The organism is Paenibacillus sp. P36, from assembly GCF_045866505.1.
Lineage (GTDB): Bacteria > Bacillota > Bacilli > Paenibacillales > NBRC-103111 > Paenibacillus_E > Paenibacillus_E chondroitinus.
Window position 1 is genome coordinate 1,200,922 of sequence record NZ_AP038372.1, and the last position, 24,031, is coordinate 1,224,952.

Sequence of the window (24,031 nt, forward strand, 5' to 3'; positions counted from 1 at the left end):
TGCTAAGATGATCTAGACTTATTAAAATAATTTAATAAGTATTGGTGCTGTTGTGATATCCGCGATACAGGCAATGCATATGATCGAAGGAGAAGGGGGGGTACGATGGCAACCATGTTTTTAGTTGTTATCTATTTGGCATTTATTAGCCTGGGAATTCCAGACTCCTTGCTGGGATCGGCGTGGCCCGTGATAAGACCCGACATCGGCGCTTCATTTGGCTTCGCGGGGATCTTGTCGATGATTGTGGCAGGAGGAACCATCGTATCCAGTCTGGCAAGCGGGCGTTTGGTTCAGCGAGCGGGGACAGGTAAAATTACCTTGATCAGTTGCTGCCTTACTGCAGGAGCGTTGCTGGGGTTCTCAATGGCGCCTTCGATGATTTGGCTTATCCTTTTAGCCGTTCCTCTTGGTCTAGGCGGAGGTGCGATTGACGCGGCGCTAAATCATTATGTCTCTGAAAATTATAAAGCTCATCACATGAACTGGCTGCACTGTTTTTGGGGTGTAGGGGCAACTCTCGGACCTATTATCATGTCCTTTTACATTGCTGAGCACAACTCCTGGAGAGATGGTTATTCAACGGTATCTATGATACAGTTCACACTCGCCATTGTATTGCTTGTTACGCTCCCTTTATGGAAACGTGTAGCTGCTATTAAGGAGGCTGAGGGTCCAAACAGTGAGAATCCACAAGACCAGGTCGGAGAGTTGATACAACCGGCGGCTAGTTCCAAAGCTAACGTGCTTCAGATCAATGGTGTTAAGCCGACACTTATCGCTTTTTTATTCTACTGCGGGGTTGAATCTACGGCAGGATTATGGGGAGCCAGCTATCTGGTTGGTGCAAGAAATATGACAGCCGAGACAGCTGCCGGGTGGATCTCTTTATACTATGGCGGAATAACAGTTGGAAGACTGATTACAGGGTTCATTACGATGAAAATCCACAATCGTGTGTTGATCCGGTGCGGTCAGATCATTGCCATTGCGGGTGGGGTCATGCTGCTGCTTCCTCTGCCTCAAGTTTTCTTGGTTGGACTTATTTTGATTGGCATCGGGCTTGCTCCCATCTACCCTGGTTTGCTGCATGAAACGCCTGCACGCTTTGGTCGCGAGAATTCCGCCAAGCTAATGGGATTTCAGATGGCAGTCGCATATACGGGATCCACGTTTTTACCACCGCTCTTTGGCTTGCTCGCTTCACAGATGACCATCAATTTGTTCCCTTTTATTGTGCTGGCTTTTATTGTTTTGATGATGTTGAGTACAGAGCAAGTAAACCGTATATTAAAATAAGGGCAATTCATTTAGCGAAGTTATATGCTAAACGAATTGCCCCTTTTTTCTTTGCGATGTTGTCGTTACATCACAGTACTCTATGGTTCATCGTAAATTCCTCCGGAAATGATCAGACGACAATGCCAATACATGTTCATATTGCGAACCTCCCTGCTTTTAAAAAGTAAAGCCTATGCTCTTAAAACCTCTTCGTGGCATTCTTTACCGGGAATTCAGATATTGCGTAAGATGACATATACCAATACTCCTGCGAGAAAAAGTGTTGAGACCAATGAGATTAACTTAAGGAAAGTTTCAACTCTTGATTTCATATCCGTACCTCTTTAATAGTTGATAAAACGCAGGAAATTCGGCATTTATTCTTTTGTTCTATAAACAATAAGAATGGAACTTCGTTGGAGTCCAGCATCATGTTTCCCTGTCTTAAAGATAGAGCCGTAGCATACGTTAATCACCTGATCATCCGATAGCTCAGTCAGAAATTGGTTAGCTCTCGACTCTGCGTAGGATGAATCCGTGTCTAAAAATTCTTTCACTTGAATCACTTTCAAAACCTCCTTTCATAATAAATACATGAAATGTAAAAAAGGACGAAATACAACAAGACATTCCGATTTAGACGTGGAATGCCTTGCGTATTCCTCTGACCATACCACTGAAAGTAAACGCTGTCAATTCGGCGTAATTTCGATGACTGGGCTGATAATGCCTAGTGGAATTATCGGAGTTTGCCGGGCCAAATGTTTACAAATGGTTGACGGGTTTGTTTATTTAATAATATAATTTCTAATGTTAGGATAAATAATTCAAGGATATAAATATAAATCATGATTGGGGATATTAAAGTGGAAATAGGTGTAGATACATTTGTCGAAACAACGCCGGATGTTCGTACAGGCAAGACGATAAGTCATGCGGAGAGATTGCGGGAAGTTGTAGAAGAAATCGCTCTTGCCGATCAGGTTGGACTCGATATATTCGGGGTTGGCGAGCACCATCGTAAGGAGTTTGGGGATTCCGCTAGTGTCGTGGTGCTGGCAGCCGGGGCGGCTGTGACCAAAAAGATCCGCTTAACCAGTTCGGTTACCGTGCTCTCAGCTGCCGATCCAGTCCGTGTATTTCAGGAGTTTGCAACACTCGATGGCATTTCCAATGGACGTGCTGAAATTATTGTGGGCCGAGGCTCTATGGTCGATGCGTTTCCATTGTTTGGTTATGATTTGAAAGACTACGAAGAGCTTTTCGAGCAGAAACTGGAACTATTATTGAAACTAAGGGATTCGGAGAAAGTATCCTGGAAAGGAGGGCATCGCCCCGCCTTTACGAATTTAGGTGTTTATCCGCGTCCGGTTCAGACCCCTCTGCCTGTATGGATTGGCAGCGGGGGGAACCCGGAATCAGCCATACGCGCAGGCGTATTAGGATTGCCGCTTGTTTTGGCGATTATTGGGGGGAGCCCTGTGCAATTTGCTCCCATAGTGAAGCTCTATAAGGAAGCAGCTGCGCGTGCAGGACACGATGCGTCAAAATTACCGGTGGCTGTACACTCGCTCGGATTCGTTGCCGAAACCACCTCGCTTGCCGTCGACAGGTATTTTCCACCTACGCAGGCTTCGATGAATAGTTTTGGTAAAGAGCGCGGATGGGGGCATTATAGCCGTGCACAGTTCGATGCTTCTCGCAGCCTGGAAGGCGCACTATACGTTGGCGATCCCGAAACGGTTGCCAATAAAATCGTTCACATGAGCAAACAGTTAGGTTTCTCGCGATTTATCATGCATTTACCTGTTGGAACAATGCCTCATCATGAAGTTATGAAAGCTATTGAACTGCTGGGAACGGAAGTCGCACCGCGGGTGCGGGAACAGATTGCAAGAATGAAAGCCTAAGGTGCTGCACGAATTCTGGGCAATCAAATTCGACCGCCCTCCTATTATGAAATTATGTGAACATATTACATTTTTTCTATGACCTCCATTTCACCCCATACCATGTTCGAGTTAAAGATGAGCTTTTGGAATATGCCGAGAGCAGGACAAAGCCTCTTCTAACATCCGACACAGTATTAAGGGGTGGAATGGAGGTTTTTAACGATTCTTTTGGCAAGTGTGCTTATAACGACTGATTGACGATTAGTGTGGCTGACTGTTTGAATAACCCGTATCCGTATGACTGAAGTGGTTCCCTCTTCCATCATTAGACAGATAGAAAATAAATGAATTTGTTACACGCAATGAATAATTTTGTTCCTTCTATTCTGGACTTTTGTAATGAATAATGGAATTATACATGAATGTCAAGGCTGAATTCCTTCATAATTTCTAACATCATTTTTGCAAGCGTTATCATAAACTTGAATTTATGCACAAGGGGGAGTTTTAGAGGAAAAGTTTAAAAGGATATGGTTGAGGCTCCAGCGGCTTTCCAGGTCATTGCCCATCTGTTATCCGATGAGTTTCAGGGAATTCTCCAAGAATGATGTAAAAGGCGGAGATGATTGCCTGAATGACGTAGGCAAGTTCAGTCGTAAACCTTGTTCTTGAACGTTCTTTTGATCATTCAATAACAGGTCGTTTACGTCTGTTTCTTTTGTTGCTAAACTGGCGGCTTATGTACAATGCCAGGGCCGGTATTAATTAGAGGGGGAGTAATTCTATTGTTTATACAAGATATATACGCAGAGATCGTCCAGTCGCATCTATCGCTCCCATTCCATCTTTGCGCGGCAAGATATGTTCTTAATCCTTCTGGACATTTCACAGGGGGCAGTAGTCATGGCGAGATTAATTTTTGTTTAAGAGGAAAAGGGCTGCTTCGAATCAATAATGAGTCTGAATTTGTCATTCAGGCAAATCAGATGGTTATTGTTATGCCTAATACAAAATACGAGTATCAGCCACTGGAAGACATGTGGGAGATCGCTACAGTTCGTTTTGCATGTAATCTCACTATCTTCTTGCAATTCGGTTTGAAAATGAACAAGCTCTTGATTGTAAACTCATCGAACAGACTATTAACGTTAATTGATTTGCTCTGCAGGGCTGAAGAAAATTACAAAGATAGAACATTAAATACCTCTTCTGAGATCATTTACTCCTTATTGGCAGAAGTTAAGCTTCAGACTATGAGTCTACAAATTAGTACTAACAACCCCAAAGCAATCATTGAGAAAGTCGTGAATTTTATCTATGTTCATTACTCAAGCAAGCTTACCCTGGATGAAATTTCCCGAATGTTTGGTTATACACCTCAACATTTAAATAAGCTGTTTAAAAACGAATTGGGTCACTCCATTTATCAATTTATTTTGAAGGTCCAATTAGAACAGGCGGCAAATTTGCTTGAATACGAAGAAATGACGGTTGAACAGGTTGCTGACCATGTTGGTATGGAGTCAAGATCATTTTATCGATTGTTCCACAGAGCGTATAGGGTTTCACCAGGTGAATTTCGTAAATTAGCGAGAAAATCTATATAAGCTAAAAAGGACTCCCAAACGGGGAGCCTATTAGAAAGCGCATTCATTGGAGGAGAAGGCGCTGAACTACCATGAAGCACTCAGAATTCTAGGTAGATTATGTTCATAATTATATAGATAATTTCAGATAAAAAAATGTCGAAAAGAAATTTATGAACTGTACATAATGAATGTTTTCTCTTCATTATCACCATAGTTATGTTCCTTTCATACATAACATCTTGGAACCTGTTTCGCTAAACTGAAAGTAACAAATGTCGACATTGACATTCTGATTTCACGGTTTAGACCTTAGGGGAGGAAACAAGATGAAGAAGAGTTTTATAGGGGTTACATCGTTAGTAATGGTATTTACATTATTTGCACATGTTGCATTAGCTGCCGAGGTGAAGCAAGAAATACCAGCCTCAACTGTTAAAACGACAACAGACTTTAAAGATTTGGCCAACATAGATGCCGAACTTAAAGTGAAAATCAATGCGCTGCTCAAACTAGGTTATATGGAGGGGAAAGGAGAGAACTTTGATGTTACGGGAAGTATGACTCGGGCGGAAGCTGCCAAGATAATTGCAAAAGTATTAAAACTAACGACGGATGAAAAGGCGGCCTCAAGTTTCACGGATGTTGCTGGAACGGATGAATCTATCAACTGGGCTATTCCATTCATTGAAGCAGCTAAAGTCAAAGGAATTATTGAAGGAGTCACGGATTCTACGTTTGCGCCTAAAGATGAAGTGACAATCGGTCAATTGGCGACCTTACTTGTGAAAGGTCTAGGGAAAGCCTCGGAGGTAAAATCAACAAATCCTTGGTATAACGGATATTTGGATGTTGTCAAAGGAAATGGAATAGACCTCGGGACAGACGGTGCTAAAATAGCAACTCGTGCTGATCTTGTCAAAGGGGCTTATATCGCAACGCAAGTACTTGAAAGCGCAAACAAGCCTGCTAAAGTCTCTCTCAAGGAAGCCAAACAAATGGGTGCCAAGACGGTAACTGTTGCTTTTGACCGAGATGTAGATACAGCAAAAGCAACACTAGCCTTAACTCGGGGAACTTCTAGCATTATAACATCGGTAAAATGGTCGGAGGATAAGAAATCAGCCATACTTACACTCACGGATACGAATATTTCGGAAAGTGATTATACAGTCACTTTGGGCGGATTAGATGCTTCCGTAATGGACAAAACTATTGCCTCCTTTAAAGGACAAAAGGAGAAATTAACTAAGATTGAATTTGTAAATGCCAGCGATACGATTGCGAAGTCGCCAAAAGTTCATGTTGAAGTGAAACCAACGAATCAATTTGATGAGACAGCCACTTTTTCCACTGGGAACTATACGGTCTTTGCAACTACGAAGAATGCACCTACTTTACTAAAAAACGAATATGGTAAATTATTTATTCAAATAAATACGACAGATGATGGATTAATCACAAATATGAGTCAAATTTCAGTTAGTATCTACGATAACGAACAACACATCACAGCAAAAAAAACCTTTAAAATAGGCGATCGGCCTTTCTTAAATAAAGTTGAATTGGGAGCGGTTACATACAAAAGTGGTAAGTCAGCATTAAGCTTGATTGGTGAAATGGCTTTGATTCCTTTAACGCAATATGATCAATACGGTGCTGTCATTACCAAGGATTCAAATGCAATGATTACCCCAGTGGTGTCTTTGGCGCCTTTTGAGTCAAAGTTGAGTACGCAAATCGTGGATGAGAACAGTGATGGCATCGATGATGTTGTGATTAAGGTAACCTCTAAAGTAGAAATAAGCGGTGATTATACAGTTTCTGTATTTGGAGGAGGATCAACGGCAACTGCCAAATTGGCTGTGAAGCCCACGGCTGTAGCTCATAAAGTAGAGCTAGTTCAGCCAAGCGGCAATTGGGCTAATGGAGACAGCAGCAAGTACATAGATATTATTGCCTATGATGCTGAGGGTAACAAGCTAACAGCAGATGATATCGTGCAAAACGTAAAGGATGGTAAATTTACGATTACAGTATCAGGGAATCTGATTACTGGGCCGTCGACGGATGTATCGGCCAATATGCTCGATGATGAAGGTATGATTGTAACTGAGGGACCAAATAGAGGAAAACTCTATGTGAGAAAAGTTGAGGGAAAAGGTAACGCGAGCGTATTCGTCGGGTTGTTCGGCATCGGTGTAAATAGTCAATCTACAATTAATATTCCGCTCCTGGCTCCTCGCTATCCTGCAGGTTTAAAAGTTTCAACTGATGTCGCAGCCAGAGCTGTTGACACAGCGACTGTTAACGGCAAACTCGTACTATTTGATCAGTACGGTGATAATATTACTGCTTTCCCGAAGAATCAGTTAGGGAACATTATTGATATCGTTGATAATGGCCGTTCAGTTACTTACGATGTATATGCCACAGTAACACCATCCTCTGACTACATTGGAACATATTCCGGAGACTTAATACTTACTCCAGGATCTCAAGTTCTCTCAATTGGGCAATTTAGCGATAAGGAGTTTAAGTTTACTCCGACTGCATCTGCAAAAAATTCTTCTGTATCGGTTAAATTCAACCTTCGAAAAAGAGACTTCTCTGGAGGTGTGATCGGTCCAATAATTAACGATTCCGTTGGATCGATTACAAAGAAATTCACGGTCATCGATCCTGCCAACGTGAAACTTACATATAATCTAAATGGAGCTAGAGATTTGTTCGGTACTTTTAATGATGATACTACAAAAAATATTGCCGCAGCTCAGCTATTTGATTCTACGAATAAACTCGCTGCCGAACTTACACTTTCAGCAAAGGATGAATCGGGAGCAGAAGTCAAAGTCCCGCATACCATTTCCACAGTAGTTTCCGATACATATAGCACAGCTCGTGCAAGTGCAATTGCTGGAAAAGCATATGTCTTAGGGAACAAAGCAGGGAAAGCTAATATTACTGCCGTTTATAAGAATGCAAAGGGAGAGTCCAATTTCGTTTCAACAGCAATTAATGTGAAGAATGATCCGATTGACTTTCAATCTATTACTAGCAGTGCTTTTAAGACGTTCGCACGATCAACTGTTTATGATACGGATGGTATTACGGTGAAAATCCAAGGCGCTGACGGTGCATTTGCGTGGCAGGTAATGGGCGATGTCACTTTAAAAGACCAATATAGCAACGAATTTAAGAACGCCAACATTGCTAGATATAATGAGATTGTCTCTGTCATTTATACGATAAATAATGTATCGGAAGGATTAGCTGTTAGTCTATCTACAAGCTCTGAAGGGGTTAATAATAGGGTTAATGTTTCCTACAGCCCAGGCACAACTAGCGGAAGCTTTACAATTACTGCGGTTGCAAACAATGGAAAAACAACTAATACGAGGGTTAATGTTATCAATTGAAAAAATGGTCAAGATGATGGTGTGGAACTCGCCAATTGCCGACATAACTGGCACTATAGCAGGACCGCCTCCTTCTGATATTACATTTACAAGATGGGTTGACACGAAATAGCTTGTTGTGTAATTGGAAGGGGAATCCAGGGTTTTTCGAGAAATGGGCAGGCGTATTCAAAATAAGGTCATGTCCGCACAATGTCAGACTAAGACATAAATTTAGTTGGTAAACGAAGTGAAAGGAGCTTCCCTCGCGGAGGCTTCTTTTTTACTATCGAAATTTAAGCTAATAAAATATAATAAACGTACTAAGGTGCACCCAATACGGTTTAGGAGGATAAGCTTATTATTGCGATGATTGCATCAATTCTCGTGGGCATAGTGGCAGTAGAACATGTGTACATTCTTGTTCTGGAAATGTTTTTATGGACTAGTCCTCGCGGGATGAAAGCTTTCGGCATGACGAAGGAGCAGGCAGTGGCCACCAAATCGCTGGCAGCCAATCAAGGATTATACAATGGATTTTTGGCGGCTGGGCTCATTTGGGGACTTGTTCATCCAGATCCATTGATCGGGCGCTCCATTCAACTCTTTTTCCTTTGTTGTGTGATTGTTGCTGCCTTGTACGGCGGGGCAACCGCAAAAAGGTCGATCTTACTCGTGCAAGGTTTGCCGGCTGTAATCGCCTTGCTGTTTGTTCTCTTGTAAGTCAATACAATGAAAAGGTCCTGTTAGCACGGGGCCTTTTTTGCTGCTCAGTATGCTTGGGCGAATTAAGGGAATGAGCGGAAGAAAAGTTCTTTATAAAAGATTTCTACCTGTGCGGCAAACGGCACAAAGGATAAAATGAGTTTATTGCTAATGAGAAACGTGGTGAGTTTTTATGGAGATTATTACTTATGATCGTCTTGTCGCTGGACTTCGTGCTGCGGGTTGTGTTTTCGCAGAAGATGAGGCTCAAATGCTCATTTCGGCAGCTAGGTCGCCGATCGAGTTAGCCGCAATGGCGGATCAACGAGCTTTAGGTCATCCGTTAGAACACGTAATTGGTTGGATGGAGTTCTGCGGTCTTCGGATTGAGGTGGACCCTGGCGTCTTCATTCCCCGTCAACGTACAGAGTTTCTTGTTCGGCGGGCCATTGAAATTGCCCAATCAGGAGACGTTGTCGTTGATCTATGCTGTGGAACAGGTGCATTGGGGGCGGTTTTGGCTGCAGAGGTGAAAGACATTGAGCTGTATGCCGTGGATATCGATACTAAAGCAGTGCAGTGCGCCCGCAGAAACATTAAAGCCGTGGGAGGTCATGTATTTGAAGGTGACATCTTTGAACCCCTGCCCGTGACATTGCATAACCGTATTGATATTCTGCTGGCAAACGTACCTTACGTCCCAACTGAAGCAATTGAGCTGCTTCCCTCAGAAGCCCGTATTCATGAGGCACGCCTAGCGCTTGATGGGGGAGAGGACGGACTTGATGTGCTGCGCCGTGTTGCGCTTGAAGCTCCGCTTTGGCTTGCTCTTGGCGGACACCTGTTGGTTGAGGTCAGCGAACGGCAGGCGCTGCAAGCCGTAGAGATTTTTGCTCGGAGCGGGTTGATTCCGACAGTGTCCAGATTCGAAGAATTAGATGCTACGGTTATCGTGGGAACGAGACTTATTTGACACGGAACATATGTTCTGTTAATATTTGGGGAGCCTTATAGCGTTTAAGGCAATCATTGAGGTGAGGGGAATCGTACAATCAATGAAAAGACCACATGTCAAGCTAGTATCTTGGTCAGAATCCAATCTTGATTTGCTGCGTAAGATCAATGCTCCTGAGATGATGGAACACCTCGGTGGCTCTGAAACAGAGGCGCAGTTGCTAATTCGTCACCAAAGATATCTGGAGATCGGCGGCAAGGGGTCAGGTCGTATGTATAGTATTATCCTGTTGCCAGACAATGAGACGGTCGGCAGTATTGGTTACTGGGATAGCAAGTGGAAAGAAGAGAGCATCTATGAAATGGGTTGGAGTGTCTTGCCTACCTACCAAGGGAGAGGCATAGCGACAGCAGCGGTATTAGAAGCAATTGCTAACGCAAATATGGAGAAGAAACATAAGGATATTCACGCTTTCCCATCTATTTATAACCCGGCGTCTAACGCAGTTTGCCAGAAGCTTGGCTTTCAATTAATTAGTGATTGTGAATTTGAATATCCTCCAGGGAACTTTATGCAGTGTAATGATTGGAGACTAGGGCTCGATCTATGAATAAAATGTTTTTCTAATTAAAAGCTTGTAATAGTTTTAAATCCATGGTATATTGCAAATCCGCCATTCAACGCGGATGAATAACGCAAATAATTCATTTGGCTTCGCTTAGAGAATAGACATGAAGTAGTCAGACAAATCGATTAAATAACATGTTGGAAACTTTAAAAATGGCTCGAAAAAAAACACTTGCAATTGAAATTCTTACATGGTATATTACTTCTCGCTGCTTCGGCAACGCGGTAGTGAACGAAAGAAATTGATCTTTGAAAACTGAACAACGAGTGAGTAAGCACAGTCGAGTAATCGACTATAAATGAGATGAATAATCTCGCTAGCAAGTCAATGAGTACAATCAGCTTTTCTATTATGGAGAGTTTGATCCTGGCTCAGGACGAACGCTGGCGGCGTGCCTAATACATGCAAGTCGAGCGGAGCACTTCGGTGCTTAGCGGCGGACGGGTGAGTAACACGTAGGCAACCTGCCTATAAGACTGGGATAACTATCGGAAACGATAGCTAAGACCGGATAACTGGTTTTCTCGCATGAGAGAATCATGAAACACGGAGCAATCTGTGGCTTATAGATGGGCCTGCGGCGCATTAGCTAGTTGGTAGGGTAACGGCCTACCAAGGCGACGATGCGTAGCCGACCTGAGAGGGTGAACGGCCACACTGGGACTGAGACACGGCCTAGACTCCTACGGGAGGCAGCAGTAGGGAATCTTCCGCAATGGACGCAAGTCTGACGGAGCAACGCCGCGTGAGTGATGAAGGTTTTCGGATCGTAAAGCTCTGTTGCCCTAGACGAACAGCAAGGCGAGTAACTGCGCTTTGTGTGACGGTATAGGAGAAGAAAGCCCCGGCTAACTACGTGCCAGCAGCCGCGGTAATACGTAGGGGGCAAGCGTTGTCCGGAATTATTGGGCGTAAAGCGCGCGCAGGCGGTTAATTAAGTTGGGTGTTTAAGCCCGGGGCTCAACCCCGGTTCGCATCCAAAACTGGTTGACTTGAGTGTAGGAGAGGAAAGTGGAATTCCACGTGTAGCGGTGAAATGCGTAGAGATGTGGAGGAACACCAGTGGCGAAGGCGACTTTCTGGCCTATAACTGACGCTGAGGCGCGAAAGCGTGGGGAGCAAACAGGATTAGATACCCTGGTAGTCCACGCCGTAAACGATGCATACTAGGTGTTGGGGATTCGATTCCTCGGTGCCGAAGTTAACACAGTAAGTATGCCGCCTGGGGAGTACGCTCGCAAGAGTGAAACTCAAAGGAATTGACGGGGACCCGCACAAGCAGTGGAGTATGTGGTTTAATTCGAAGCAACGCGAAGAACCTTACCAGGTCTTGACATCTGGGTGTAAGCACTAGAGATAGTGCCCCTCTTCGGAGCACCCAAGACAGGTGGTGCATGGTTGTCGTCAGCTCGTGTCGTGAGATGTTGGGTTAAGTCCCGCAACGAGCGCAACCCTTGATCTTAGTTGCCAGCATTTCGGATGGGCACTCTAAGATGACTGCCGGTGACAAACCGGAGGAAGGTGGGGATGACGTCAAATCATCATGCCCCTTATGACCTGGGCTACACACGTACTACAATGGTCGGTACAACGGGAAGCGAAGCCGCGAGGTGGAGCCAATCCTTATAAGCCGATCTCAGTTCGGATTGCAGGCTGCAACTCGCCTGCATGAAGTCGGAATTGCTAGTAATCGCGGATCAGCATGCCGCGGTGAATACGTTCCCGGGTCTTGTACACACCGCCCGTCACACCACGAGAGTTTACAACACCCGAAGTCGGTGGGGTAACCCGCAAGGGAGCCAGCCGCCGAAGGTGGGGTAGATGATTGGGGTGAAGTCGTAACAAGGTAGCCGTATCGGAAGGTGCGGCTGGATCACCTCCTTTCTATGGAGACTCGGGTCTGAAACGACCCAGTCAAGTATCTTCGGATACACATCGCTTACTCACTCGTGTTCAGTTTTGAAAGAGCAATCTTTCAATGTAAACATCTTTGTTCCTTGAAAACTAGATAACGAAACAAAACGTAAAGTAAGAACTTAGGTCGTGTAACCTTCGGGTTATACAACAATCTTTAAATGTTTTTTTCTAGGTTAAGCTAGAAAGAGCACACGGAGGATGCCTAGGCACTAGGAGCCGAAGAAGGACGTGGCGAACGACGAAATGCCTCGGGGAGCCGTAAGCAGGCTTTGATCCGGGGATGTCCGAATGGGGGAACCCAGCTGTGGTAATGCGCAGTTACCATGTAGTGAATACATAGCTACATTGGAGGCAGACCCAGGGAACTGAAACATCTAAGTACCTGGAGGAAAAGAAAACAAAAGTGATTCCGTCAGTAGCGGCGAGCGAAAGCGGAATAGCCCAAACCAAGGAGCTTGCTCCTTGGGGTTGTAGGACCTCGTTGTGGCAAAAGTTCGTTAGGCGAAGTGATCTGGAAAGGTCCGGCATAGAAGGTAAAAGCCCTGTAGCCAAAAGTGAACGTATGCCTAGAGGTATCCTGAGTACGGCGGGTCACGTGAAACCCCGTCGGAATCCGGCAGGACCATCTGCCAAGGCTAAATACTCCCTAGTGACCGATAGTGAAGCAGTACCGTGAGGGAAAGGTGAAAAGCACCGCGGAAGCGGAGTGAAAAAGAACCTGAAACCGTGTGCTTACAAAAAGTCAGAGCCCTCTATATGGGTGATGGCGTGCCTTTTGTAGAATGAACCGGCGAGTTACGTTCCCGTGCGAGGTTAAGTCGAAAAGACGGAGCCGCAGCGAAAGCGAGTCTGAATAGGGCGCTTTAGTACGTGGACGTAGACCCGAAACCGTGTGATCTACCCCTGTCCAGGGTGAAGGTGAGGTAACACTCACTGGAGGCCCGAACCCACGAATGTTGAAAAATTCGGGGATGAGGTGGGGGTAGCGGAGAAATTCCAATCGAACTCGGAGATAGCTGGTTCTCCCCGAAATAGCTTTAGGGCTAGCCTCGGATGTGGAGTTGTGGAGGTAAAGCACTGATTGGGTGCGGGGCCCGCCAAGGGTTACCAAGTCCAGTCAAACTCTGAATGCCACAAACTTAAATCCGGGAGTCAGACAGTGAGTGCTAAGATCCATTGTCAAAAGGGAAACAGCCCAGACCATCAGCTAAGGTCCCCAAGTGTGTGTTAAGTGGGAAAGGATGTGGAGTTGCACAGACAACCAGGATGTTGGCTTAGAAGCAGCCACCATTGAAAGAGTGCGTAATAGCTCACTGGTCGAGTGACTCTGCGCCGAAAATGTAACGGGGCTAAACACGCCACCGAAGCTATGGCTTGCAGCAATGCATGGGTAGGGGAGCGTTGTATGTACGTTGAATTCTGACCGTAAGGACAGGTGGAGCGCATACAAGTGAGAATGCCGGTATAAGTAACGAAAAGATCAGTGAGAATCTGATCCGCCGAAAACCTAAGGGTTCCTGAGGAAGGCTCGTCCGCTCAGGGTAAGTCGGGACCTAAGGCGAGGCCGAAAGGCGTAGTCGATGGACAACAGGTGGAAATTCCTGTACCACCGTAGCCGTTATGAGCAATGGAGTGACGCAGAAGGATAGTGACGCGAGCTGATGGATGCTCGTCCAAGCAGTGAGGCTGGTTAGTAGGCAAATCCGCTAACCATAAGGCTGGGCTGTGATGGGGAGGGAAATTTTAAGTACCGAAGGTCATGATTTCACACTGCCAAGAAAAGCTTCTAGCCAGGCGAAGGTGCCCGTACCGCAAACCGACACAGGTGGGTGAGAAGAGAATTCTAAGGCGCGCGGAAGAACTCTCGTTAAGGAACTCGGCAAAATGACCCCGTAACTTCGGGAGAAGGGGTGCCTCGGTAGGGTGAATAGCCCGAGGGGGCCGCAGTGAAAAGGCCCAAGCGACTGTTTAGCAAAAACACAGGTCTGTGCGAAGCCGCAAGGCGAAGTATACGGGCTGACGCCTGCCCGGTGCTGGAAGGTTAAGAGGAGTGGTTAGGGACCTCGGTTCCGAAGCTATGAATTGAAGCCCCAGTAAACGGCGGCCGTAACTATAACGGTCCTAAGGTAGCGAAATTCCTTGTCAGGTAAATTCTGACCCGCACGAATGGCGTAACGACTTGGGCGCTGTCTCAACGAGAGATCCGGTGAAATTTTAATACCTGTGAAGATGCAGGTTACCCGCGACAAGACGGAAAGACCCCATGGAGCTTTACTGCAGCTTGATATTGGACTTTGGTACGATCTGTACAGGATAGGTGGGAGCCTTTGAAGCCTGAGCGCCAGCTTGGGTGGAGGCGCCGTTGGGATACCACCCTGATCGTATCGGAGTTCTAACCTGGTACCGTAATCCGGTATGGGGACAGTGTCAGGTGGGCAGTTTGACTGGGGCGGTCGCCTCCTAAAATGTAACGGAGGCGTTTAAAGGTTCCCTCAGAATGGTTGGAAATCATTCGCAGAGTGCAAAGGCATAAGGGAGCTTGACTGCGAGACCTACAAGTCGAGCAGGGACGAAAGTCGGACTTAGTGATCCGGTGGTACCGAATGGAAGGGCCATCGCTCAACGGATAAAAGCTACCCTGGGGATAACAGGCTTATCTCCCCCAAGAGTCCACATCGACGGGGAGGTTTGGCACCTCGATGTCGGCTCATCGCATCCTGGGGCTGAAGTAGGTCCCAAGGGTTGGGCTGTTCGCCCATTAAAGCGGTACGCGAGCTGGGTTCAGAACGTCGTGAGACAGTTCGGTCCCTATCTGTCGCGGGCGTAGGAAATTTGAGAGGAGCTGTCCTTAGTACGAGAGGACCGGGATGGACGTACCGCTGGTGTACCAGTTGTCTCGCCAGAGGCAGCGCTGGGTAGCTATGTACGGAGGGGATAAGCGCTGAAAGCATCTAAGCGCGAAGCCCCCCTCAAGATGAGATTTCCCAGTATGTAAGACCCCTTGTAGACGACGAGGTTGATAGGTTCGAGGTGGAAGTGCGGCAACGTATGCAGCTGACGAATACTAATCGGTCGAGGGCTTAACCAAATGTACCCAAGAAAGTGAAGATAAGCTCTGTAGCTGATTCCGATTACTTTCTCGGGGCCCAGAAAACCTAAAATATTCTTACCTTTACGTAAGTTTCGTATCTAGTTTTCAAGGCGCAATCACGCTTTGACTGTTTGGTGATGATGGCGGAGGGGACCCACGCGTTCCCATCTCGAACACGACCGTTAAGCCCTCCAGCGTCGATGGTACTTGAACCGCAGGGTTCTGGGAGAGTAGAACGTTGCCAAGCACAGAAGAAAAGCCTTTTTGAGAGAAATCTCAGAAAGGCTTTTTTGTATATTTTTGTTTATCTCATTGTTCAGCTGCAGAAAGTACAACAAAATCAACGACCTCAAGAACATTGCAGCATAATTACCTGATCTTTTTGCAGTTAACTTGCCAAATCTGCAGATGTTTTAAGCTTTTGAGGAACTACAGGCCGCTATCTCTCTGAAAAGGCATGTTTTTATAGCCAAGGGGAACTACGGTCCTCTATTTTGCCGATATCAGCTGAAAAACACACCAAGGAGAACAAATAAGAGCCTGTAGTTCCGCTCAAAAGAAAAACTGGTCTTCTGTCAATAGAACGGACAAAAAAATAAGGAACAACCATAGATTTACGCTAAAAGATTTTCAAAGTAGAGTTGCTCAAATTGGTGGGGCGACTTATTCCCCAAAGTGGAGTGGATTCGGCTACGGTTATAATCGAATTCAATGTAAGTATAGAGCTCTTTTTGGGCCTGCTCGCGGGTTTTGAATGTTGTCACATACACAAGTTCTTTCTTCAGCGTGCTGTGAAAAGATTCAATACAGGAATTATCATAGCAGTTTCCCTTGCGGCTCATGCTCCCCACCATTTTGTATTTAGCTAGCCGTTTTTGGTACTCTGAACAGGCGTACTGCGAGCCACGATCCGAGTGATGTAACAAGCCTGGATCGGGCTTCTGCTGCTTGTAAGCCATGTCTAGGGCGTCCAGGACTAACTCTTGCGTCATCCGAGCTCCTGTAGACCAACCTACGATTTTACGCGAGAACAAGTCCATAACGCTAGCTAAATACAACCAGCCTTCGCGAGTGCGAATGTAGGTGATATCCGTCACCCAGACCTTGTTAGGTGCGAGGACTTTAAACTTACGATTGAGTGTGTTTTCATGCACAGGCATAGAGTGGTTGGAATTCGTTGTAGCTTTGTACTTACGCGCCATGCAAGATTTTAGTTTCATTTCTTTCATTAGACGAGCGACTGTTTTGGAGGATATCTTCATGCCTTCTGCCTTCAGTACAGCTGTAATTCTGGGGCTGCCATAGCGTTTTTTAGAGAGAAAGAAAACATCCCGTATACGCTTTTTACGCTTCTTTCTCTCGATTTCGCGAGGGCTCGGCGTACGCACTAACCACTTGTAAAATCCGCTTCTAGATACTTGCATGACAGTGCACAACTTCTCGACCCCGTACTGGAAGCGGTGTTTACGAATAAACGGATAAATCAGCGGGGGTCCTTTGTGAAGAAGTGCATCGCCTTTTTTAAGATTTCATTTTCCTCTTGCAGTTCGCGATTTAATTGTTCCAATTTCTTTAGTCGTTCATGATCCACAAATATTTGATTCTGTGGTACTGCCGCACCTGAACCATACTGTTTGATCCAGCGGCTTAAGGTACTTTTAGGAATATTTAGTTCGCGTGCAATGTCAATGGGTCTCTTCCCGCTAGACTCCATGTGTTCAATCGTTTTGCGTTTAAACTCTTCCTCATAACTTTCACGAATATCTCCCATGTCCACACCTCTAACCTTTATTGTTGTTATATTTATTATAAAGGTTGTTCCTTAGTGTGTGTCTAAAGAAAAGACTAGCACCAAACTACTCGTATTTCTCCGAATAGCGGACTCCAGTTCCCTTGAGTGAGTGTATAGTCACATTCCCACAAGGTATGTGTAACTTCTTCGAACGATCGAATAGATCATTCAACACAACTCCATCAGTCTACTGCAATTGATGTGTACCTTACGACAACGGCACATACAAGAGTACTTCAATAGTGTTGTAGTCCTTCCTATTATTCGTAGTCCTTCAATAGTGTTCGTCCTTCCCATATCCGAACTAATCTAGGATCTAGCCTCCCGCTAGGTCCTTTTTTTATTTCCTTACAATTTCTTAACCTGGCGATTACACAGCATTGACCCTAAGAACTTGGCATCAAGTTAGAATTGATTTATAGAACAAAATAAAAACAAGAAAATACACGAGATTAGCAACGATTTCCACATGGTTTTTCAAGGAGGATGTTTCTATGAAAGTAGAATTGCATTGCCATACAAGACTATCAGATGGTTCTTTCACATTTGATGAAATATTGAATCTGGCTATTCAAGAAGGTATCGGTCATTTGGCGATCACTAATCATGATACAACCCGTGATCTTCAGCAAATGGTTCATACTGGGCAGGAGAGAGGCGTAGAGATCATTCCTGGCATAGAAATCTCAGGTTATGATTTTGCAAGAAAGAGAAGGGTTCATATTCTAGGTTACTTCATTGAGCCCGGAAACGCTGCGATTGAAACGTTATGCAGTCCACTGCTGGAAAGACGTCACCAAGGCTGCCTTACAGCGATTGATAGACTGATCGAGGCAGGGTACTCAATTACTTTGGACGATGTGATGAAGCATGCGGAAGGCGGAACGGGTATCTACAAACAGCATATTATGCATGCCTTGATAGAGCAGGGTTATACAACAACGATCTATGGCGATTTATATAAAAAGCTGTTTTCTCGCGGTCAAAGCGGCGAACAGCCGGGTATTGCCTACATCCCGACAGAATATGTAGATGCTTGTGAAGCCGTTAGGGTTATTTTACAGGCAGGCGGAGTACCTGTGTTGGCACATCCGGGGCAATATAGAAGCTTTGAATTGGTTCCGGATCTGGTGGAAGCAGGTCTCCAAGGCATCGAGGTGTGGCATCCGCTGCACAATCAAGAGGATGAGCGAAGAGCTCATGAGTATGCCTTGCAGTTTAATCTGGTGATGACCGGTGGCTCTGATTTTCATGGATTTTATGGCGAAAAAGACGTGCAATTGGGAAGTAAATCCCCCGGCTTGCATGTAGTAAACGAGCTGCGTGAACGCAAACAAGCACTGTCCAACAAGGAGATGATTTGATATGAAGCCGATCCATCAAACCCATGCCAGCCTTCCATTATCGTCCGAGCCAAGGATTCACGCAAGCAGTCATATTACGAACAGTTTTGCTGGAGAGTGGACTTCGATCGGTCCAACGAATCATATTATCGAGTCCCGAATCGGTGACTATACCTATACGATGGATGATGTGACGATCAATTATGCCGAGGTAGGCAAATTTACGTCCATTGCCTCACATGTTTGTATCAATCCCGTAGATCACCCCATGGATCGGGTGACGCAGCATCACATGACGTACCGGGGAGCTTCTTACGGACTCAGTGAGACGAATGATGAGGAGATTTTTAACTGGCGCAGAGGCAATCGTGTCACGATCGGACATGATGTTTGGATCGGACATGGAGCAACGGTTATGAAAGGTGTTCATATTGGTACAGGAGCTGTTGTCGGTTCCGGAGCTATTGTTACCAAGGATGTTGCTCCATATACGGTTGTAGTAGGTGTGCCTGCGAGACCTATCAAGCAAAGATTTTCTCAGGAGATCATTGATGCATTGTTTCAAATTGCTTGGTGGGATTGGCCCCGTGAACTTATTCAAGAAAGATTCTATGAATTGAACGATATCACGAGTTTCGTCAAGAAATACGCGTAACGGAGAGGGAGGCGGCAAGCATGTTTGAAGAAACGGATATCATGGACCATCTCATCCAGATGATTCAATCGGGGAAGTATGAGCCTGACGATAAACTGCCATCCGAGAATGAAATCGCAGATTGGTTCAAGGTTCCACGTATCACGGCTCGTAAAGCCTATGAACGGCTTCAGGAGCTCGGCTACATTTACTCCAAACAGGGAAAAGGAAGCTTCGTGCAGGATAGAAACCTGCGAATCCCCCTGGTGCTTTCCGCCAATAAAAGCTTTAGCCAGAAAATGATTGAGCTCGGTTATCAATACGAGTCGAGGAATATTTTTTGCGAGTCGATTGAATTCAATCACAAAATATACGAGACGCTTGGCGTTGAGGAAACGGATCGTGTCTACAAGATTGGCCGTCTTCGAATCATCGACGGTAGACCGATTGCGCTGCATATTTCTTATGTGGCTGAATCTGTTTTCCCTGATATTGAAAGATCGGGTAAGGATATTACTTCAATGTTTAGCTATTACAAAAATCATGGTTACAAGAACTTTCAATCTACAGAGTCAACACTTCGGTTAACGCATCCTTCCAAATATGAAAGGGAGCTGCTGGCTTGTTCCAGTCTGATTCCATTGCTGGTCCTAGAATGCGAGTGCAAGGACAGCGAATCTGGCCGAACTTTGGAATACAGTAAAACGATGTATCGTGGGGATTTGTTTACTTATGTTATTTAGAAATTCTTTTACACAAACTTAACAGCTGCTAACCTGGCAACAAGATATTGTGTGTGATGTGAGGTTGGTTTGCAATATTGTGAGTGAAGTAAGGTTGGTTTGCTCTATTGTGTGTGAAGTAAGTTGGTTGCACATTGTGGATGATGTGAAGTTGCATTGCATAGGGAAGAAGGAGGATTAGACATGAATCGGAAGCAAAGAACGGAAATGCTGATTAACGGTTCGCCCCAGCTCGCTGCTGCTTTGGCTAATGAGATTGAAAGCCGCTATCCTGTTGCTTTAATCGAAGAGCCGAATCATGGACTTGTGATGGTGAAGGTAAGGGAGACTGCACAAAAAAGCTTGTTTTACTTGGGCGAGGTACTGGTAACCGAGTGTAAGGTGCGCGTCGAAGGCACAGTGGGGATTGGCCTATTGAAAGGTGACGAGCCGAAGAAAGCGTACGAACTGGCAGTCATCGATGCGGCGTATGGAGCCGGCTTGAAGGAGACAGAGGCTTGGACAGCTCTATTAGAATCAGATTGCGAACAATTGTCGGCAAGACGACAAGCGCAGCATAAGAGTGTTTTACGAACAAAGGTAGATTTTGAAACGATGGACACAGATTGAAAGGAGTTTAACCGATGATGCTGGATATGGTGCACGACATCCAAACCGCGTATAGAAAGTTGATTGACTCGATGTCAAGGCCGGGGACAATTTCAGACCTTTCGGAAGAAGCAGGGAAGCTGGAACACTTACAAGGTTATCTGCCTGCAACGTATATAGCAGCGCGAATGTTGCTTGATACGGAAGTGACTTTCAAGGTCGTGTCTAAGCGGGAAAAGGAGATGGCTCAAGCGCTTAGTCAATCTACGTATGCCAAAGAGGTTGAGCTAGAGGAAGCGGATTTCATCTTCGTCCTTAGCGATGCTGAGCCATCGGAATTGCTTCGAGCGTTGAAAACGGCCAAAATCGGAGAGCTTCAGGACCCGCACAACTCAGCGACGATCATTATTGAAACGGAAGGTTTATCCGGTGGAACGAAGCTGCTTTTGAGCGGTCCAGGGATTCGGACGACCGTTGAAGCGGAGATGCAGGTAGCAGAAGAGTGGATGGCCATTCGTGCTGAACGAAATGTTGAGTTTCCACTTGGGCTGGATCTGATTTTTACAGATGCTTCCCACGGTATGCTGGCATTGCCTAGGACAACTCAGGTCATGAAGGAGGAAGTCTAAACGATGGGTTATGTAGCGGTAAAAGGTGGAACGCGAGCAATTGAACAATCTTTGCAACGAATCCAATATGAACGGTTGCGGCAGGGCAAGGTGCTGGATGTGCCTGCGATTGAAGCCGGAATGAGAGGACTTGTTGATCAGGTAATGTCAGAAAGCAGCATGTACAGCGAACAACTTGCGGCTCTGGCGATCAAGCAGGCGGAAGGTAACCCGGAGGAAGCGGTTTTCCTGCTTCGTGCCTATCGTTCTACGCTGCCTCGGAAGCATTATTCCAGAACTGTGCACTCGGAGGAGATGCGGGTGGAAAGACGAATTTCCGCTTCGTTCAAGGATATTCCCGGCGGGCAAATTCTAGGTGCTTCCATGGATTATTCCCATAGGCTTTTGGACTTTGACCTGGTCGATGAGACAGAAGAAACTGTGGCGCAATGGTTGGAAGAATATCGCAAAGCGGAACAAATCACGGCTCAAGAGATGACTGATACGAATGACGGGCGATTTCCCAAAGTGTTGGATTACTTGAGGAAAGAAGGGCTTATTGCCGAATGTCCAATTGATCCAACCGAACCGGATGATGTGACCCGGACAAGTCTCACGTTTCCTGCAACACGGAGTGAGAAGCTGCAAGTTTTGACAAGAGGACAGACGGGAGCCGTTACTTCACTGGCCTATGCAGTCATTCGTGGATATGGCATGGTCCATCCTACAGTCGGAGAACTGCGCGTCGGAGAGCTTCCCGTATATATTGACAGCCCACTCACGAAGTCCGGTGAAGAGGATGATGCCTATTTTATCGGTGATATTAAGGTAACTGAGGTAGAAATGCTCGTGCCAGCGACGGTTGAGAAAGAGAATGGCCGGAAAGAGCTGCAGCTTGAATTCGGATACGGTCTCTGTTACGGACAAAATGAAACGAAAGCCATTGCCATGAGCATTTTGGATAAAAGCCTCGAAAAAGGCGATAAGTCGATCCCTACGCAAAACGAGGAGTTTGTCCTTTTCCATATTGATTCGGTCGAATCAACAGGTTTCATTTCTCACTTGAAAATGCCGCACTATGTTACATTCCAAGCGAAGCTTAACGATGTTCGTAAGACGAGAAAAACCCCAGTGGGCAAAGGCCAGGAGGTGTAAGGCAGATGCGAATCCAATATAACTTTGCGTTTTTGGATGAAGGGTCCAAGAGAGAGATCCGCCGGGCTACGCTGAAAGCGATAGCGATTCCGGGTTATCAGGTCCCCTTCGCTTCCCGTGAACTGCCAATCGGACGTGGTTGGGGAACCGGGGGTTTACAGCTGACGTTGTCCTTAATCGGGAAAAGCGACGTACTGAAAGTGATCGATCAAGGATCGGATGAATCGGTGAATGCCGTCAGCATCAAGAAGTTGATTGACAAAACAACGGGTGTTCCTACGGTAGACGCAACGCAGGATGCTACGCTAATCCAATCCAGGCACCGTATTCCGGAAGTCCCACTGGATGCAGGGCAAATCCTCGTGCTGCAAGTTCCGATGCCGGAGCCGCTCCGGATGTACGAATCCAGTGAATTGGAAACCAAACGCCTGCACGGGGAAAAAGATTATAGCGGAGCTTGGTTGATGTTATTCGAGCAAATTATGAAATACGGCAGTGTATCCACAGGTGCGGATCATCCGGTGATGGTGCATGACCGCTATGTCATGGCGCCAAGCCCGATTCCGAAGTTCGACAATCCGAAGATGAACTACTCGGAAGCTTTAATTTTACTGGGTGCAGGACGCGAGAAAAAAATCTATGCCGTTCCACCATATACGCAAGTGGTTTCCTTGGCGTTTGATGATGTTCCTTTCGAACCGGAGTCATTTCCAGGTCAAAGCTGCCGTCAATGCGGAGCTCAAGATGTCTTTATGGATGAGCTCTATGACGCCGAAACAGATGAAACCTTTTATCAATGTAATGATACAAGTTATTGCTTAGAACGAATGAATCCATAATCGCTCCAAAGAGGAAGAGGTGACATGAGGATGGGAGAAATTGCAACCCCTATTTTGAGTGTTAATCATTTAAATAAACAATTCGGTTCAGGCTGTGAAGCGTGCAGCAACCCGGAGACCAGGCAGTTGGAGAGAAATTATTGTCGGGCTTGCGGTACCGTCTATTCGTGCCAGGACATCACTTTCGATCTATACCCCGGCGAGGTTCTTGGGATTGTAGGCGAAAGCGGCAGCGGCAAATCGACATTGATGAGATGTCTTTACTTCGATCAGGAAGTGTCCGGAGGAGAGGCTTTCCTTCAGCCTTACAAAGATGGAGAGAGCAACCTTTTTCAGGAATCATCCCAGCAAAAGAAACACATCCGCAATCATCTCATGGGCAAGGTGTATCAAAATCCGGTTATGGGCTTGCGGATGAACTTTTCCTCGATCGGTAATATTGCGGAAAAAATGATTGCAGCAGGAAATCGTTCAGTCAGCGCGATGGAGTCCCGGGGAAGCGAGCTGCTGGAGCAGGTTCATATTCCGGTTTACCGGATGAAGGAAGCACCGAAAAATTTCTCCGGCGGTATGCAGCAGCGCGTTCAAATTGCCAAAGCGTTGTCGAATAACCCGCCGATTTTATTGCTGGACGAAGTGACAACCGGTCTTGATTTGTCCGTACAGGCCAATGTGTTGGATTTAATCAAGCACCTGCAAAGAGAGCTGAAGATCAGCATGCTGCTAGTGTCGCATGATCTTGGCGTAATCCGGATGCTGGCAGATCGGACGATGGTGATGCTGGACGGCCGTGTCGTTGAGCAGGGCTTGACGGATCAAATTCTGGAAGATCCACAACATGCCTATACACAACAGTTGGTTCATTCCCTGTTATAA

The 24,031-nt window shown here is 45.8% G+C and carries 18 protein-coding genes and 3 rRNA genes; 18 read left to right on the forward strand and 3 right to left on the reverse strand.

The window, feature by feature from the left end; translation table 11 throughout:
* Positions 1–105 precede the first annotated feature (105 nt).
* Positions 106–1,299, forward strand: a complete 1,194-nt coding sequence (locus ACKTT9_RS05480) for an MFS transporter (protein WP_407870811.1) — start codon at positions 106–108, stop codon at positions 1,297–1,299.
* Between the two features lie 359 nt (positions 1,300–1,658).
* Here ACKTT9_RS05480 and ACKTT9_RS05485 read toward each other — a convergent pair whose 3' ends face one another.
* Entirely contained in the window at positions 1,659–1,847 is a 189-nt protein-coding gene (locus ACKTT9_RS05485) for a sporulation protein Cse60 (protein ID WP_246069282.1), read from the reverse strand.
* 300 nt (positions 1,848–2,147) lie between these two features.
* On the opposite strand from ACKTT9_RS05485, the gene ACKTT9_RS05490 reads away from it, so the two are divergent.
* The 9 genes from ACKTT9_RS05490 (at position 2,148) to rrf (ending at position 15,700) form a co-directional block, all read left to right on the forward strand.
* On the forward strand, positions 2,148–3,191 hold the full coding sequence (locus ACKTT9_RS05490) for an LLM class flavin-dependent oxidoreductase (RefSeq protein WP_407872969.1): 1,044 nt from the start codon (positions 2,148–2,150) through the stop codon (positions 3,189–3,191).
* Between the two features lie 767 nt (positions 3,192–3,958).
* Positions 3,959–4,780 carry an AraC family transcriptional regulator gene (locus tag ACKTT9_RS05495; protein WP_407870812.1) on the forward strand — a complete coding sequence of 274 codons (822 nt, stop codon included), beginning with the start codon at positions 3,959–3,961 and terminating at the stop codon, positions 4,778–4,780.
* Between the two features lie 308 nt (positions 4,781–5,088).
* On the forward strand, positions 5,089–8,178 hold the full coding sequence (locus ACKTT9_RS05500; RefSeq protein WP_407870813.1) for an S-layer homology domain-containing protein: 3,090 nt from the start codon (positions 5,089–5,091) through the stop codon (positions 8,176–8,178).
* A gap of 342 nt (positions 8,179–8,520) precedes the next feature.
* On the forward strand, positions 8,521–8,880 hold the full coding sequence (locus ACKTT9_RS05505) for a DUF1304 domain-containing protein (protein ID WP_407872970.1): 360 nt from the start codon (positions 8,521–8,523) through the stop codon (positions 8,878–8,880).
* A 175-nt stretch (positions 8,881–9,055) separates the two neighbouring features.
* A complete protein-coding gene (locus ACKTT9_RS05510; protein ID WP_407870814.1) occupies positions 9,056–9,835 on the forward strand; it encodes a putative protein N(5)-glutamine methyltransferase in 780 nt (259 codons plus the stop codon).
* Between the two features lie 82 nt (positions 9,836–9,917).
* The gene (locus tag ACKTT9_RS05515) at positions 9,918–10,427 is read left to right on the forward strand and encodes a GNAT family N-acetyltransferase (protein WP_407870815.1); all 510 of its coding nucleotides are present in this window, start codon (positions 9,918–9,920) and stop codon (positions 10,425–10,427) included.
* Between the two features lie 366 nt (positions 10,428–10,793).
* A 16S ribosomal RNA gene (locus ACKTT9_RS05520) occupies positions 10,794–12,329 on the forward strand.
* A 204-nt stretch (positions 12,330–12,533) separates the two neighbouring features.
* Positions 12,534–15,450: ribosomal RNA gene (locus tag ACKTT9_RS05525) — 23S ribosomal RNA — on the forward strand.
* 133 nt (positions 15,451–15,583) lie between these two features.
* Positions 15,584–15,700 (forward strand): 5S ribosomal RNA (gene rrf, locus ACKTT9_RS05530).
* Together the 16S, 23S and 5S rRNA genes form the textbook arrangement of a ribosomal RNA operon.
* A gap of 367 nt (positions 15,701–16,067) precedes the next feature.
* Here the strand turns inward: rrf and ACKTT9_RS05535 are convergent.
* Positions 16,068–16,940, reverse strand: coding sequence for an IS3 family transposase (locus ACKTT9_RS05535; RefSeq protein WP_407872971.1), 873 nt, complete (start codon positions 16,938–16,940; stop codon positions 16,068–16,070).
* Positions 16,937–17,224, reverse strand: coding sequence for a transposase (locus ACKTT9_RS05540; RefSeq protein ID WP_407869323.1), 288 nt, complete (start codon positions 17,222–17,224; stop codon positions 16,937–16,939). The genes ACKTT9_RS05535 and ACKTT9_RS05540 overlap by 4 nt, the downstream gene beginning before the upstream one ends.
* Before the next feature lie 515 nt (positions 17,225–17,739).
* Here ACKTT9_RS05540 and ACKTT9_RS05545 point away from each other — a divergent pair.
* The 8 genes from ACKTT9_RS05545 to ACKTT9_RS05580 all read left to right on the forward strand — a co-directional run bounded on the left by ACKTT9_RS05545 (position 17,740) and on the right by ACKTT9_RS05580 (position 24,031).
* Positions 17,740–18,609, forward strand: coding sequence for a PHP domain-containing protein (locus ACKTT9_RS05545; protein ID WP_407870816.1), 870 nt, complete (start codon positions 17,740–17,742; stop codon positions 18,607–18,609).
* Between the two features lies 1 nt (position 18,610).
* Complete coding sequence (locus ACKTT9_RS05550; RefSeq protein ID WP_407870817.1) at positions 18,611–19,243, forward strand: DapH/DapD/GlmU-related protein; 633 nt, start codon at positions 18,611–18,613, stop codon at positions 19,241–19,243.
* 20 nt (positions 19,244–19,263) lie between these two features.
* Complete coding sequence (locus ACKTT9_RS05555; RefSeq protein WP_407870818.1) at positions 19,264–19,965, forward strand: GntR family transcriptional regulator; 702 nt, start codon at positions 19,264–19,266, stop codon at positions 19,963–19,965.
* Positions 19,966–20,148: 183 nt separating this feature from the next.
* Positions 20,149–20,574 carry a phosphonate C-P lyase system protein PhnG gene (phnG, locus tag ACKTT9_RS05560; protein WP_407870819.1) on the forward strand — a complete coding sequence of 142 codons (426 nt, stop codon included), beginning with the start codon at positions 20,149–20,151 and terminating at the stop codon, positions 20,572–20,574.
* 14 nt (positions 20,575–20,588) lie between these two features.
* Positions 20,589–21,182 carry a phosphonate C-P lyase system protein PhnH gene (phnH, locus tag ACKTT9_RS05565; RefSeq protein WP_407870820.1) on the forward strand — a complete coding sequence of 198 codons (594 nt, stop codon included), beginning with the start codon at positions 20,589–20,591 and terminating at the stop codon, positions 21,180–21,182.
* 3 nt (positions 21,183–21,185) lie between these two features.
* Positions 21,186–22,316: a carbon-phosphorus lyase complex subunit PhnI gene (locus ACKTT9_RS05570; RefSeq protein ID WP_407870821.1), complete on the forward strand. Its 1,131-nt coding sequence runs from the start codon at positions 21,186–21,188 to the stop codon at positions 22,314–22,316.
* 5 nt (positions 22,317–22,321) lie between these two features.
* Positions 22,322–23,155: an alpha-D-ribose 1-methylphosphonate 5-phosphate C-P-lyase PhnJ gene (locus tag ACKTT9_RS05575; RefSeq protein WP_157322373.1), complete on the forward strand. Its 834-nt coding sequence runs from the start codon at positions 22,322–22,324 to the stop codon at positions 23,153–23,155.
* Between the two features lie 30 nt (positions 23,156–23,185).
* Positions 23,186–24,031 (forward strand): ATP-binding cassette domain-containing protein, encoded by an 846-nt coding sequence (locus ACKTT9_RS05580; RefSeq protein ID WP_157322371.1) that lies wholly within the window; start codon positions 23,186–23,188, stop codon positions 24,029–24,031.